This window comes from Methylobacterium ajmalii (assembly GCF_036448855.1).
Classification (GTDB): Bacteria; Pseudomonadota; Alphaproteobacteria; order Rhizobiales; family Beijerinckiaceae; genus Methylobacterium; species Methylobacterium ajmalii.
The window spans coordinates 164,394-177,741 of the sequence record NZ_JAZFXT010000026.1; the positions used below are offsets into that span (position 1 = coordinate 164,394).

Annotated in this window: 10 protein-coding genes; 6 read left to right on the forward strand and 4 right to left on the reverse strand. The window is 72.5% G+C overall.

The genetic code is table 11. The annotated features are described in order from the left end of the window. The first annotated feature begins 32 nt into the window (after positions 1-32). Together V3T34_RS12425 and araD are read left to right on the forward strand one after the other, a co-directional pair. Positions 33-884, forward strand: coding sequence for an ABC transporter permease (locus V3T34_RS12425; RefSeq protein WP_060849141.1), 852 nt, complete (start codon positions 33-35; stop codon positions 882-884). Between the two features lie 104 nt (positions 885-988). Then, positions 989-2,785: an L-arabinonate dehydratase gene (gene araD / locus V3T34_RS12430; protein WP_305076493.1), complete on the forward strand. Its 1,797-nt coding sequence runs from the start codon at positions 989-991 to the stop codon at positions 2,783-2,785. Positions 2,786-2,788: 3 nt separating this feature from the next. Here araD and V3T34_RS12435 read toward each other — a convergent pair whose 3' ends face one another. Beyond that, positions 2,789-3,745 carry an IclR family transcriptional regulator gene (locus V3T34_RS12435; RefSeq protein ID WP_331369186.1) on the reverse strand — a complete coding sequence of 319 codons (957 nt, stop codon included), beginning with the start codon at positions 3,743-3,745 and terminating at the stop codon, positions 2,789-2,791. Here V3T34_RS12435 and V3T34_RS12440 point away from each other — a divergent pair. The 3 genes from V3T34_RS12440 to V3T34_RS12450 are packed head-to-tail and all read left to right on the forward strand — an operon-like array spanning position 3,648 to position 7,024. Continuing rightward, positions 3,648-4,961 carry an MFS transporter gene (locus V3T34_RS12440; RefSeq protein WP_305076491.1) on the forward strand — a complete coding sequence of 438 codons (1,314 nt, stop codon included), beginning with the start codon at positions 3,648-3,650 and terminating at the stop codon, positions 4,959-4,961. The two genes, V3T34_RS12435 and V3T34_RS12440, sit on opposite strands and share 98 nt — an antisense overlap. Positions 4,962-4,976: 15 nt before the next feature. Then, positions 4,977-5,882, forward strand: coding sequence for a polysaccharide deacetylase family protein (locus V3T34_RS12445; protein WP_305076490.1), 906 nt, complete (start codon positions 4,977-4,979; stop codon positions 5,880-5,882). Continuing rightward, positions 5,879-7,024 (forward strand): M20/M25/M40 family metallo-hydrolase, encoded by a 1,146-nt coding sequence (locus V3T34_RS12450; protein ID WP_305076489.1) that lies wholly within the window; start codon positions 5,879-5,881, stop codon positions 7,022-7,024. Before V3T34_RS12445 ends, V3T34_RS12450 begins: the two co-directional genes overlap by 4 nt. 183 nt (positions 7,025-7,207) lie before the next feature. Here V3T34_RS12450 and V3T34_RS12455 read toward each other — a convergent pair whose 3' ends face one another. Beyond that, complete coding sequence (locus V3T34_RS12455) at positions 7,208-8,380, reverse strand: glycosyltransferase family 4 protein (RefSeq protein ID WP_060845359.1); 1,173 nt, start codon at positions 8,378-8,380, stop codon at positions 7,208-7,210. A gap of 1,021 nt (positions 8,381-9,401) precedes the next feature. On the opposite strand from V3T34_RS12455, the gene mdoH reads away from it, so the two are divergent. Beyond that, complete coding sequence (gene mdoH / locus V3T34_RS12460; protein WP_305076487.1) at positions 9,402-11,327, forward strand: glucans biosynthesis glucosyltransferase MdoH; 1,926 nt, start codon at positions 9,402-9,404, stop codon at positions 11,325-11,327. 216 nt (positions 11,328-11,543) lie between these two features. Here the strand turns inward: mdoH and V3T34_RS12465 are convergent, their stop codons facing one another. Both V3T34_RS12465 and V3T34_RS12470 read right to left on the reverse strand, forming a co-directional pair. Further along, positions 11,544-11,999: a hypothetical protein gene (locus V3T34_RS12465; RefSeq protein ID WP_060845361.1), complete on the reverse strand. Its 456-nt coding sequence runs from the start codon at positions 11,997-11,999 to the stop codon at positions 11,544-11,546. Between the two features lie 118 nt (positions 12,000-12,117). After that, positions 12,118-13,269 carry a trans-sulfuration enzyme family protein gene (locus V3T34_RS12470; RefSeq protein ID WP_060845362.1) on the reverse strand — a complete coding sequence of 384 codons (1,152 nt, stop codon included), beginning with the start codon at positions 13,267-13,269 and terminating at the stop codon, positions 12,118-12,120. Positions 13,270-13,348: the final 79 nt, after the last annotated feature.

Sequence of the window (13,348 nt, forward strand, 5' to 3'; positions counted from 1 at the left end):
GCAGCACGACGAGCATCACGACGGGCTCCCCGATGCCGGCCCGCATCATCATGAGCGAGGCGGCGCCCGCCGCCGACGGCGCGGTCGAGCGCCAGCTCGGCACCGCCGAGATCCTCTGGAACAGCGGCTTCGTGCGCAAGACGGTGATCATCGTCGTGCTGGCGCTGGTCTGGGAGATCTACGCCCGCTTCCTCGACAACCCGCTGCTCTTTCCGACCTTCTCCGACACCGTCACGACGCTGTGGCAGCAGACCCTCGACGGCACGATCCCGAACCGGGCGCTCACCTCGATCAAGGTGCTGCTGATGGGCTACGTCGCCGGCATCCTGCTCGCCGCGACGCTGACCATGGTGGCGATCTCGACCCGCATCGGCACCGACTTCCTCGAGACGATGACGGCGATGTTCAATCCCCTGCCGGCCATCGCGCTCCTGCCGCTGGCGCTGATCTGGTTCGGGTTGGGCAACGGCAGCCTGGTCTTCGTGCTGATCCACTCGGTGTTGTGGGCGGTGGCGCTCAACACCCATTCGGGCTTTCGCGGCGTCTCGAACACGCTCCGGATGGTCGGGCGCAACTACGGGCTGAAGGGCCTGCCCTACGTCACCAAGATCCTGATCCCGGCAGCGTTCCCCTCCATCCTCACCGGCCTCAAGATCGGCTGGGCCTTCGCCTGGCGCACGCTCATCGCCGCCGAGCTCGTCTTCGGCGTGTCGTCGGGAGCCGGCGGCCTCGGCTGGTTCATCTTCGAGAACCGCAACCTCCTCGACATCCCGGCCGTCTTCGCCGGCCTGCTGACCGTGATCATCATCGGCCTCGTGGTCGAGAACCTGATCTTCCGCACGCTGGAGCGGCGGACGGTGCAGAAGTGGGGCTTGCAGCACTAGCACTGACGAGCACGCCGCCCTGACCCCTCCCCCCTCTGCGGGGGAGGGGTCAGGGCGTGCGGTCCGTCACGTAACGTCGAATACCGACAGGAGCCTGGAAAAAGATGGCCCGCGATCCGCTCCCCCCGCCCGAACTCGAGCCAGGTGCTATCCCGGACGGCCCGCAGGCCGTGCGCCGCGAGCCCTCGTCCCTGCGTTCCGCCCGCTGGTTCGGGCCGGCGGACCTGCGCTCCTTCGGGCACCGCTCGCGGGCGATGCAGATGGGCTACGCGCCCGAGGAGTGGACCGGAAAGCCGGTCATCGCGATCCTGAACACCTGGTCCGACCTCCAGCCTTGCCACGCGCACTTCAAGCATCGCGTCGACGATGTGAAGCGCGGGATCCTGATGGCGGGGGGCTTTCCCGTCGAACTGCCGGCGATCTCGGTCTCGGAGAGCTTCGTCAAGCCGACCACCATGCTCTACCGCAACATGCTGGCGATGGAGACCGAGGAGCTGTTGCGCTCCCACCCGGTCGACGGCGCGGTACTGATGGGCGGCTGCGACAAGTCCACGCCGGGCCTGCTTCTCGGCGCCACCAGCATGAACCTGCCGGCGATCTACATTCCCGCCGGGCCGATGCTGCGCGGCAACTGGCAGGGCAAGGTGCTGGGCTCCGGCTCCGACAGCTGGAAGTACTGGGATGAACTCCGCGCCGGCAAGATCACCGACCAGGACTGGCTCGGGATCGAGGGCGGCATCGCCCGGTCCTACGGCACCTGCATGACCATGGGCACCGCCTCGACCATGACGGCGATCGCGGAAGCCGTCGGCATGGTGCTGCCCGGCGGCTCGTCGATTCCGGCGGCGGATGCCGGCCATATCCGCCTCTCCTCGGAATCCGGCCGGCGCATCGTCGACATGGTGTGGGAGGACCTGACACCGCAGCGGATCCAGACCCGGGAGGCCTACGAGAACGCGATCGCGGTCGCCATGGCGATGGGCTGCTCGACCAACGCCATCATCCACCTGATCGCCATGGCGCGCCGGGCCGGCCACGCCATCGGCCTCGACGATTTCGAGCGCTACAGCCGCATCGTGCCGGTGATCGGCAACGTGCGGCCGAGCGGCAACACCTACCTGATGGAAGACTTCTTCTACGCCGGCGGCATCCGCGCGCTGATGAACGAGATCCGCGAGCACCTGCACCTCGACTGCCTGACGGTGAGCGGCCGGACGCTCGGCGAGGTGATCGAGGGGGCTAAGGTCCACAACGCCGACGTGATCCGGCCGCTGTCGAACCCGGTCTACGGCCAGGGCTCGCTGGCGGTGCTGAAGGGCAACCTGGCGCCAAGCGGCTGCGTCATCAAGCCGGCGGCGATGGACCAGCGCTTCCTCAAGCATTCCGGCCCGGCCCTCGTCTTCGACGATTACCCGTCCCTGAAACGCGCGATCGACGACGAGACTCTCGACGTGACCGCCGACCACGTGCTCGTGCTGCGCAATGCCGGGCCGCAGGGCGGGCCGGGCATGCCGGAATGGGGCATGCTGCCGATGCCGAAGAAACTCCTCAAGGAGGGGCACCGCGACATGCTGCGCCTGTCGGACGCGCGGATGAGCGGCACCAGCTACGGCGCCTGCGTGCTCCACGTCGCGCCCGAATCCTTCGTCGGGGGGCCCCTGGCGCTCCTGCGCACCGGCGACATCGTCAGCGTCGACGTCGAGGCGAGGGCGATCCGCATGGAGGTGTCCGACGAGGAGCTGGCACAGAGGCGCGCCGCCTGGACCCCGCCGGCGCCCCGCTACGAGCGCGGCTACGGCGTGATGTTCTCCCGCCACATCCAGCAGGCGGACGAGGGCTGCGACTTCGACTTCCTGCGCACCGAGTACGGCGCTCCGGTGCCCGAGCCGGCGATCTACTGAGGGTCAGGCCGGCGCGCCGCCCACCAGCGCGGCGGCGCGCATCAGCCCCGGCAGGATCCGGGCGATCTCGTCCGGGTCGCCCCAGCGCCCGGCCTCGCCGGCGACGTGCAGGGCGCCGAACGGCCGCCGCGCCGCGTCGGTCAGCGCCACCGCGACCACGACCTCGTCCTCGATCACCTCGTGGGCGGCGACCGCGTAGCCGTCGCGCCGCGCCTCCGCCACCGCCGTCATCACGTCGTCGATCCCGGTGCGGGTGAAGCGGGTCAGCGGCCGGCGGTCCTCCGCCGTCACCAGGGCGCGGGCCTCCGGTTCCGCGAGGACGGCCAGCACCGCGCGCCCGCCGGCACTGCAGAAGAGCGGGATCCGGCGCCCGACCAGGTTGGTGTAATAGTGCTCGGCCCGCGCCTGCAGCCGGAGCGCGTAGACCAGCGACGATTGCGAGAAGAGGCTGAGGTCCACCCGCGCGTCGCAGGTCCGGCGCAGGTCCATCAGGATCGGGGTCGCCCGCTCGATCAGCGGATGGTGGCGCAGGAAGGCGTAGCTCAGGTCGAGCACCCGATCCGCCAGGGCGTAGCGCCGGGTCGTCGCGCATTGGTCGAGATAGCCGAGCTGCGCCAGCGTGTGCACCATGCGCTGGCACGTACTCTTGTCGTGACCGCTGCGCTCGCTGATCTCCTGCAAGGACAGGGCGCGAACGCCGTGGAATGCTTCGAGGACGCTGAAGCATTTTTCGACCGAATGAACAAACAATCGGCTTCGCGCGGTTTCGCCGCTGACATCCGTTGACATCGTGTCGTCCCTTGAACCAGCATAAGATGCAATGCAGCGTATTGCATGGCAATACGGACGCGCGGGGAACCGGATGGACGGCACGGTCGCGACGATCGGAGCGGGGCAGGTGCGCGCGGGGATCGACCCGCGGGCGCGGCGGGCGATCGCCGCCGCCTGCATCGGCAACATGCTCGAATGGTACGATTTCGGGGTCTACGCCTTCCTGGCCGGGGCGATCTCGGCGGCGTTCTTCCCGTCGAGCGATCCCACCGCCTCGCTCCTCGCGACCTTCGCGGCCTACGGCGTCGGCTTCCTGGCCCGCCCCTTCGGCGGCGCGGTGATCGGCCGGCTCGGCGACCGGCGCGGGCGCAAGGTCGCGCTCGTCCTCACGCTCCTGATGATGGCGCTCGGCACGATCGGGCTGGGCCTGCTGCCGACCTACGCCCAGATCGGGATCGCGGCCCCGGCGCTGCTCGTCGCCCTGCGCATCCTCCAGGGCATCGCGGCGGGCGGCGAGTGGGGCGCCTCGACGGCCTTCATCATCGAGTGGGCGCCGGAGGGCCGGCGCGGCCTGTTCGGCTCGTTCCAGCAGGTCAGCACCGCGTCCGGCATCCTCCTCGGCTCGGGCGTCGCCGCGCTCCTCACGTCGCTCCTGACCCCGGAGGCGATGCTGGCCTGGGGCTGGCGGATCCCGTTCCTCCTCGGCGCCTCGCTCCTCGTCGTCGGCATCCTGATCCGCCGCAGCGTCGACGAGACGCCGGTCTTCGAGGATCAGGTGGCCCGGAAGGACGCCGCGCCGGTCGCGCCCGCGCAAGAGAGCGGCCCGCGGCTCGGCCTGCGCGCCTTCGGCTTCACGATCTTCTGGACCGTGTCGTACTACATGCTGCTCTCCTACATGCCGACCTTCACCCAGAAGTTCGGTGCGCTCACCGCCTCGCAGGCCCTGTGGTCGAACACGATCGGCCTCGTCGCGATGGTGCTGGCGGTGCCGGTCTTCGGCCACGTCTCGGACCGGGTCGGCCGCAAGCCGCTCCTGATCGCGAGCGCGGTCGCGGCGATCCTGCTGTCCTACCCGCTGTTCCGGATCGTCGCCGGCGGGGCGGGCTTCCTGACGGTGATGTCGATCCAGGTCGTGTTCGGGCTGATCGTCGCCCTCTATTCCGGCCCCGGCCCGGCGGCGATCTCCGAGATGTTCCCGAGCCACCTGCGCTCGACCTGGATGTCGATCGGCTACACGCTCGCGGTCGCGGTGTTCGGCGGCTTCGCGCCCTTCGTCGCCACCTGGCTCATCGCGGTCACCGGCTCGCCGCTGGCGCCGGGCGCCCTCTACCTGATCCCGATGGCGGTCCTGACGCTCGTCGTCGTCGCGCGCATGCCCGAGACCGGCAAGAGCCGGCTCGCCTGACCGGAGGACGTCCCCATGAACACCCCTTCTTCCGCCGACCTCAAGCCCTGGCAATGGCCCGAGGACCACTGGCGCCGGCGCGTCGCCAAGGTCCGGGCCGGGCGCAGCCTGGCGCCGGCCTGGCCCGACGGCAAGCGGTGCGCCGTGGCGCTCTCCTTCGACGTCGACCACGAGACGAACGAGCTGCGCGACGGCGGCAAGTCGCTGGGCCGGCTCTCCTGGGGCCAGTACGGCCACCGCCAGGGCATGCCGCGCATCCTCAAGTTGCTGGCCGAGCACGACGTGCCGGCGAGCTTCTACGTGCCGGCGGTGGTGGCGATGCTCTACCCCGACGAGCAGCGCGGCGTGGTGGCGGCCGGCCACGAGATCGGCATCCACGGCTGGATCCACGAACTGAACTCGATCCTGCCGGCCGAGGCCGAGCGCGACCTGATGCTGCGCAGCGCCGACGCCCTGGAGCGGATCACGGGCACGCGCCCGGTCGGCCTGCGCACCCCGTCCTGGGACTATTCGGACGCGACGCTGGCGATCATCCGCGAGATGGGCCTCCTCTACGATTCCTCCCTGATGGCCGACGACACCTGCTACGAGCTGATGGAGGACGGCGCGCCGACCGGCATCGTCGAGGTCCCGGTCGAGTGGATCCGGGACGACGCGCCCTACTTCATGATGAGCCGGTTCGAGGGCTTGCGCCCGCATATCGGGCCCGAGGACGTGCTGGCGATCTTCATGCGCGAGTTCGAGGGCGCCTACCGCGAGGGCGGCCTGTTCCAGCTCACCATGCACCCGCACATCATCGGCTACCGCTCGCGGCTGTGGATCGTCGAAGAGCTGATCCGCGCCGTCAAGGCCAAGGGCGACGTGTGGTTCGCCACCCATGCCGACATCGCCGCGCACGCCGCCACCGCGTTGCGGTCATGAATCCCCTCCCGGTGATCCCCGTCCCCGATCCGGCGGACCTCGCCCCCGCCCTCGACCGCCTGCGCCGCCTCGTCCTGTGCGAGACGCCGAGCTACGCGCCCGAGGCGCTCGCCGCCGGGCTCGCCCTGATGCGCGCCGAGCTCGCCGCCGACGGCCTCGCGGTGGCGCCCGAGACCGCCGACCTCGCCGCGGCCGGCGCCGTGCGGGCAACCTACGACCGGGGCGGGACGCTCGACGGTCCGCCGATCCTGATCCTCGGCCATCTCGACACCGTCCACCCGGTCGGCGAGCTCGCCGCCAACCCGTGGCGGATCGAGGGAAGCCGCGCCTTCGGGCCCGGCATCCTCGACATGAAGGGCGGGATCGTGCTGGCGCTCGAGGCGCTCCGACGGGCCGAGCCGCACCTCCCGCGGCCGGTCGAGGTCCTGATCACCACGGACGAGGAGATCGGCTCGCCGCGCTCCCGCGGACTGATCGAGGCGCGGGCGCGGGAGGCGGCCTGCATCCTGGTGCCCGAGCCCGCCCGCGACAATGGCGGCCTCGTCGTCGGCCGCCACGCCATCCTGCGCTTCGCGCTGGCCGCGACCGGCCGGCCCGCCCATGCCGGGCGCGACCCCGCCCGGGGCGATTCGGCGATCCATCGCCTCGCCCGCGCGGTCGTGGCGCTGGAGGGCCGCAGCGTCCCGGGCGCGAGCCTCAGCGTCGGGGTGATCGGCGGCGGGCTCTGGGTCAATTGCGTGCCCGAGCGTGCCGCGGCCGAGATGCTGTGCGTGGCCGCCGACGACGCGCGGCGGGACGAGATCCTGCGGATCGTCGCCGGGGAGGCCGACGACCGCCTGGCGATTGAGCTTGCGAGCGAGCGCCCGCTCTGGCGCACCGGCCCGGGCGACCGGGCGCTCTACGGGGCCGCGCAGGCCATCGCGGCGGAGCTCGGGATCGCGGTCTCACCGGAGGTGTCGGGCGGCGGCTCGGACGGCAACTTCACCGGCGCCCTCGGCCGACCGACCCTCGACGGGCTCGGGCCCTGCGGGGCCGGGCTGCACGCGCACGACGAGCACCTGGACCTGGCGAGCCTGGGGCCGCGGATCGCCCTGATAGCGAACCTGCTGGTCCGGGTCGGACACCTTCCGACAGGCGATTGAGCCTGTTCACGGATCCCGCGGCCCGAGACCCCCGGAGAGCGGGAAGGGGCGAGGTCTACGGGACGCCGTTCATCCGTTCCGCCACCGTCGCGGGGTCTACCCCCCGCTGCGCGCAGCCAAGCGGGATAGGGGCGTCGCCGCGGGTTCGGCACGGGCGGAGGGACGACGCGAAGGCGCCGATCCTCAGGCCGGCATCCCGGCCCGCAGAGGCGGGCCGGTGAGCACGGCCCGATAGGCTTCGAGGACGCCCGCCGTCATCGCCTCGACCGTGTAGGTCTCGGCCCGCGCCCGCGCCTCGGCGCCGAGGCGCGCCCGGATCGCGGGATCGGCCGCCACCATCTCGATGGCGTGGGCGAAGCCCGCATCGTCGTCGGGCGCGATGAAGATCGCGGCCTCGTCCCACAATTCGCGGAAGGTCGGGATGTCGGAGAGCACCAGGGCGCAACCGGCGCTCGCGGCCTCCAGCACGCCGAGGCCGAAGGGCTCGTAGCGGGCGGCGGAGGCGTAGATCGGCGAACCGGCGAGCCAGCGCGCCACGTCCTGGTCGCTGAGCCGTCCGAGGGAGCGCAGGTGCTCGGGCGCGAATTGCGCCGCGTTCGGGCCCTTCAGGTCACCGGCGGCGAGGAGCGGCAGACGCATCCGGGCGGCGGCCCGGTCGAGGGTGCGGGCGTTCTTGCCCTCGTCCCAGAGCCGGCCGGCCGTGAAGGCGAAGGGCGAGGCGGCGGCGCCCGCCGGGGTGCGCTGGCCGCGGTCGGCGGGCTTGCGCCGGCCGTTCGGCACCACGCGGGGCGGGCTGATCCCGTAGGTCGCGGCGGTGGCCTCCGCGAAGGCGCGGGTGGGGCTGAGCAGCGCGTCGACCCGGCGGTAGCCCTCGGCGACGAGGTTCGCCCGCCAGGCGAGGTCCGGCGGCAGCGGGCCGGGGCGCATCGCCGCCCACCAGGTCGCCACGCAGGCATGCGCCACCGCGATCACGGGCGCGCAGAACTCGGCGAGCGCGGCGAGCGCCGGGCTGTTGAGGTGGATCAGGTCGGCGCCCGCCCGCTCGGCCTCGCGGGCGACGATGGCGGCGGTGGCCTCGACCTCGCGGCGGGTGAGCGCGGTCCAGTCGAGGCTGACGCCGAGCGGGCGCAGGTCGAGACCCCGGATGGCACGGGCCGCCCGCATCTGGTCCTGGCTCGGCTCGGGGCCGAGCACCGCCAGGGTGACGGCGACGCCCCGGCGCGTCATTTCCTCGGCGAGGTCGAGCCCGTATTGCCAGATGCCGCCCACCGCATCGACCGTCATGAACAGGTGGAGGACGGGCGCCCCCCGGTGGGGGAGGGGGCGTCCGGCCGGGACCGTCAGGCTGGGCAGCATGCCGCCTCCAACTCGCGCAACGGGGCCGGCGCTGCCGACGGGATGTCACCGGAGCGGTCGAACCGACCGCGGTGAGGGACGCACGCGCCCTTCCGGGCCCTGCCGTCCCGCGCGCGCCACGGGCGGCGGTCATACGGCGAGGACGGGCGGAGACGCACGGGATCGTCGGCCCGGACGCAGGCGCAGAGCGCGACCCGTGGGGCGCGCGGGACGACCTCGTCGAGGCGGGTTGCGCCGTGCGCGATCAATCGGTCGATCTCCTCCAGGGGCGGCGGCACGTGCCGCCGGTCGGCGTCCCCGGAACCGGTCTCGGCGCAAAAGGTGCAGGAATGAGGGCGGCCGTGCGAGGGGCCCGGTTCCCCGGGCGTCTGCCCCCGTCGGGCGTCGAGCCGTTGGGGCGAGGGGCATGCGACGCACAGGCTGCTTCCGAAGCTCCAGGTCGGGTTGACGAGGGCGATTCTCAAAGCGGGCGTCCTGAACCGGGAACGGGCATCGCTGATACGGAAGACAACGATCGACGAAGGTGGCGGGGCCGCTCGGGACGACAAGGCCTTTTCGCCCGAATGCAGTTAAACGAATGATACCAGAGGCTCCGTTGCCATGACGGTGATGCATGGCCGTGTCGTCACCATGCGGCGGAAGCGGGCGTTCTTCGGGAACCGAATTACGTTTCGCGCGTGGTGGCGACCCGAGGAGACCGCGAGACGCCCGGACGCGGGGGAGCCCGGACGCCTGGCAAGCCGATCCGCCGGGTGCGCGGCCGGCGGCCCGAACGCGGTCCGGTGCGCGACGAGGATCCGCGCCCCGGCCCGGGCGACGCCGCCGGCCCGCCGACGGGACGTCTCGGTGGTATCCGGGAAACGCGACGCGCGGCCCGGCGTCATCGTTCTGGCGTCATTCAGACCGATTGCTCCATGACCACCAGCGGGATAGCGCAGCCACGGCACCGAGAGCCGCCTCCCGCGCCGGTTCCTCAGCGAGTTCCCGCACCGAGTCCCGTCACCGAGTTCACGCGCCCTCCATGTCCCTCGCTCCTCCGTCGCACGACGCCGTGCCGGTCGCTCCCGGTGCGGAACCCGCTTCCCCGCAGGAGGCCGCCGCCCTGCGCCGGCGGCGCCTGGCCCTCGCCGTGCCGACGGTGGCGACGGCGCTCGCCCTCGCGGCGGCGGCGGCGGCCAGCATCGGCGTGCCGGACGGGCCGCTCGAGGCCGCGGTGCTGGGGCTGTTCTGCCTGGCGATGGCCTGGCAATCCTACATCGCCTGGCAGTACCTCTACGGCGCGATCGCGGCCGGCCTCGGGCCCCGGGTGATGTCGGCGGTGGAGCGGCAGGCCGCCGACCTCGCGCCGCAGGCGAGCGGGCGCAGCCGCACCGCGGCCGTGGTGGCGATCCACGCCGAGGATGCAGGCGCCGTCTTCGCGGCGATCCGGGTGATGGCCCGGTCCCTCGCCCGTGCCGGCGGCGACGGGCGCGACCTCGACATCTTCGTCCTCAGCGACACCCGCGACCCGGAGATCGCCGCGGCCGAGGAGCGCGAGCTCGCCCGCGCGCTGGCCTGGCGCGAGACCGCCGGGCCCGGCCTGCCGGCGATCCGCTACCGCCGCCGCCAGGACAATACCGGGCGCAAGGCCGGCAATATCGGCGAGTTCTGCGAGACCTACGGTCACGCCTACGACTTCATGATCGTGCTCGACGCCGACAGCCTGATGACCGGTGCCGCCATGCGCCGGCTGGTGCGGCTGTTGGAGGAGAACCCCCGCGTCGGCCTGATCCAGACGGTCAGCTACGCCGCCGGGCGCGACACGCTGTTTGCCCGCATCCAGCAGTTCGCCGTGCGGCTCTACGCGCCGCTCTCGATCCGGGCGCTCGAGACCTGGCAGGGGCCGGACGGCGGCTACTGGGGCCACAACGCGATCCTGCGCATCGCCGCCTTCGCGGCCAATGCCGAGCTGCCGGTGCTGCCCGGCCGGGCGCCGCTCGGCGGCGAGATCCTGTGCCACGACACGGTGGAGGGCGCGTTCCTGCGCCGGGCCGGCTGGGAACTGCGCCTCTTGCCGGAGGAACCCGGCACCTGGGAGGAGATGCCCACCAACCTCACCGACCTCCTCGGCCGCGAGCGGCGCTGGTGCCAGGGCAACCTGCAGCATCTCGGCGTGATCGGGATGCCGGGCCTCACCGCCGGCAGCCGCTGGCACCTCGGCGCCGGCATCCTGTCCTACCTCGCCTCGCCGGTCTGGGTCGCCTTCCTGGCGCTGGGCACCTGGCAGGCGATCCGCAGCGGCGATCTCGGGCTGCTGGCCTACGGCCTCACCGGCGAGGGGCCGGCGGCGGCGGTGCTGGCGGCCCTGAGCGTCGCCGTGCTGGCGCTGCCGAAGCTCCTCAGCCTCGGCCACGTCCTCCTGTCGCCGGAGCGCCGCGCCGCCTTCGGGGGTACGCGCCGGCTCCTTATCGGCGCGGCCCTGGAGCAGGCGCTCTGGGTGCTGCTCTGGCCGGTCCTCACCCTGTTCAACGCCGGTGCCGTGCTCTCGACCTTCGCCGGAAGGGTGGTGCGCTGGGAGACCCAGGCCCGCGACGACCGCCGGGTGCCGTGGTCCGAAGCCTGCCGCCTCCAGGCCGACGCGCTGGTGGCCGGCGGGTTGCTCGCGGCGGCGCTCGTCTATGCCGGCGACCCGCTCCTCGCCCTCTGGATGGCCCCCGTCGCCCTCGGCCTCCTCGGCAGCCCGGCGCTCAGCGTGCTGACCAGCCGGGCCGATTACGGCCATGCGGCGCGCCGGCGCGGCCTCTTCCTCACGATCGACGATACCGCCCAGGCGCCGGAGCTGCGCGACCTCGCCGCCGCCCGCGCCGCGCCGCCGGCTCCCGCCCGCCCGCCGGTGCGCGGCGAGGCCCCGGTCTGGCTCGCCACCGCCACCGACGACGCGAAGGCGTCGCGGGCGCGGGAGATCTGAGAAGCGCCCGATCGCGGACCGGGAAGGTGCGCGTCCTAGAGCACTTCACGATCGCGTTGCAATCGCGAAGCTCTCCAGGTCTTTGTTCTGTCGCATTTTCTGCGACGAACCGGTTTCCACTTCGTCGGAAAACGCTCCAGCGTTGCCGACGTCGGCAACGCCTTCCATCGCACCGGGCCGGACCTCGCCAGCCCGGTCTCGCGCGACCCCGGGCCTCTACTTGCCCAGCACCTTGAGCGGGTCGGTGCGCTGGCTCGGCGAGGGCTCGGCGGTGAGGCTGTCGGCGCGCTCCTGCGGGCGGCCGCGGACGCTGCCGGTGGTGGCGGGGCTGCCCTGGCCGACGGTGGCGCGGTTGGTGGGGCTCGTCACCGGCACGGCGCCGCTGGCGAGCTCGAGGCAGGTCAGCATCTCGACGTAGCTCGGAAAGCCGCCGGCGCGCGATTGCTGCGAGCACTGGGTCTTGGCCGGGCCGGAGAACTGGCCCCAGCGCTTGCGCAGCTCGTCGCCCGCCGAACGCTCGGAGCGCAGGCAGCCGTCGGAGCCGGCCTCCTGGCTCACCGAGGAGCGGCCGGGCGAGTTGCAGGTGTGCTCGATGTCGAGCCGCGGCGGACCGTCCGCCGCGACGAGGACGAGATGCGCGCCGAGAAGCGCGAAGGGCAGGGCGGCGGGCATGATCGGTCTCCACGGGGCCGGAGAAGAAAAAGCATCGCCGGTTCAACGCGCCGGGACCGCAAGAAGCTCCCGTCGTCGGCGCGTCCGTTCCTGTCGCCCGCTCGTCCCGCCCGCCTCCTCAATCCTGGCGCAGGGCCTGGTCGAGGTCGGCGAAGAGGTCGTCGACGTCCTCGATGCCGACCGAGAGGCGCAGCAGGTCCGGCGGGCAGGGGGTGGTCGGTCCCTCGATCGAGGCGCGGTGCTCGATCAGGCTCTCGACGCCGCCGAGCGAGGTCGCGCGCTTCCACAGGGCCACCCGGGCCGCCGTCGCGATCGCCGCCGCCTCGCCGCCGGCCACCCGGATCGACAGCATCGTGCCGAAGCCGGTCATCTGGCGCGCCGCCACGGCGTGGCCGGGATGCGTCGCCAGGCCGGGATACAGCACCCGGGCCACGGCGGGGTGGGCGGACAGGCGCTGTGCCAGCTCGGCGGCGTTCGCCATCTGGGTGGCGATGCGGACGTGGAGCGTGCGCATGCCCCGCATCAAGAGGTAGGCCTCGAAGGGCCCGAGGATCGCGCCGTTGCCCGAGCGGATGCGCTGGATCCGGGCCCAGAACTCGTCCGCCCTGGCACCGGCGAGGGCACCCGCGATGACGTCGGAATGGCCGTTGAGCACCTTGGTGGCGGCGTGCATCACCACGTCGGCGCCGAGCGACAGCGGCCGGGTCACCACCGGCGAGCTGGCGGTGGAATCGACCGCGAGCCGGGCGCCGGCCGCATGCGCGATCTCGGCCGCGCCCGCGATGTCGGTGACGGTCCAGAGCGGGTTCGACGGGGTCTCGAGCCAGACGAGCTTGGTCTGGCCGGGCCGCACCGCCGCCTTGAGGGCGTCGAGGTCGTCGGTGGCGACGAAATCGACCTTGAGGCCCCAGCGGGTCGCTTCCTCGGTCAGCCAGCGGCGCAGGGCCCAGTACATCACGGTCGGCGCCACGATGTGGTCGCCGGGATCGAGGGCGCCGAACACCGCCGTGGCGGCGGCCATGCCGGAGGAAAACAGCAGCGCGCCGGCCTCAGCCTCCTCCAGCATCGCGATCACGGCTTCCGCCTCGCGCACCGTGGCGTTGTCGGGCCGGCCGTAGACGTAGCCGGAGGAATACTGGTTGTCGGGGTCGCGGATGTAGGTGGTGGCGACGTGGATCGGCGGCACCACCGCCTTCGTGATCGGGTCGACATGGCCCAATGCCTGCGCGGCGAGGCTCTTCTTCGACCAGTGGCGCGGGGCGCTGCTCATGCCGGGGCTCCAGGGGACAACAGGGACGTTTTGCTCCCCCGCCGCCCTTGCAGAACCGGTGCCGGCGCGCAACCTCCAT

What these genes read in the sequence shown, in the direction of transcription:
- V3T34_RS12425 (WP_060849141.1), top strand. Translation starts at nt 33, where the DNA reads ATGCCGGCCCGCATCATCATGAGCGAGGCGGCGCCCGCCGCCGACGGC.
- araD (WP_305076493.1), top strand. Translation starts at nt 989, where the DNA reads ATGGCCCGCGATCCGCTCCCCCCGCCCGAACTCGAGCCAGGTGCTATC.
- V3T34_RS12440 (WP_305076491.1), top strand. Translation starts at nt 3,648, where the DNA reads ATGGACGGCACGGTCGCGACGATCGGAGCGGGGCAGGTGCGCGCGGGG.
- V3T34_RS12435 (WP_331369186.1), bottom strand. Translation starts at nt 3,745, where the DNA reads ATGTTGCCGATGCAGGCGGCGGCGATCGCCCGCCGCGCCCGCGGGTCG.
- V3T34_RS12445 (WP_305076490.1), top strand. Translation starts at nt 4,977, where the DNA reads ATGAACACCCCTTCTTCCGCCGACCTCAAGCCCTGGCAATGGCCCGAG.
- V3T34_RS12450 (WP_305076489.1), top strand. Translation starts at nt 5,879, where the DNA reads ATGAATCCCCTCCCGGTGATCCCCGTCCCCGATCCGGCGGACCTCGCC.
- V3T34_RS12455 (WP_060845359.1), bottom strand. Translation starts at nt 8,380, where the DNA reads ATGCTGCCCAGCCTGACGGTCCCGGCCGGACGCCCCCTCCCCCACCGG.
- mdoH (WP_305076487.1), top strand. Translation starts at nt 9,402, where the DNA reads ATGTCCCTCGCTCCTCCGTCGCACGACGCCGTGCCGGTCGCTCCCGGT.
- V3T34_RS12465 (WP_060845361.1), bottom strand. Translation starts at nt 11,999, where the DNA reads ATGCCCGCCGCCCTGCCCTTCGCGCTTCTCGGCGCGCATCTCGTCCTC.
- V3T34_RS12470 (WP_060845362.1), bottom strand. Translation starts at nt 13,269, where the DNA reads ATGAGCAGCGCCCCGCGCCACTGGTCGAAGAAGAGCCTCGCCGCGCAG.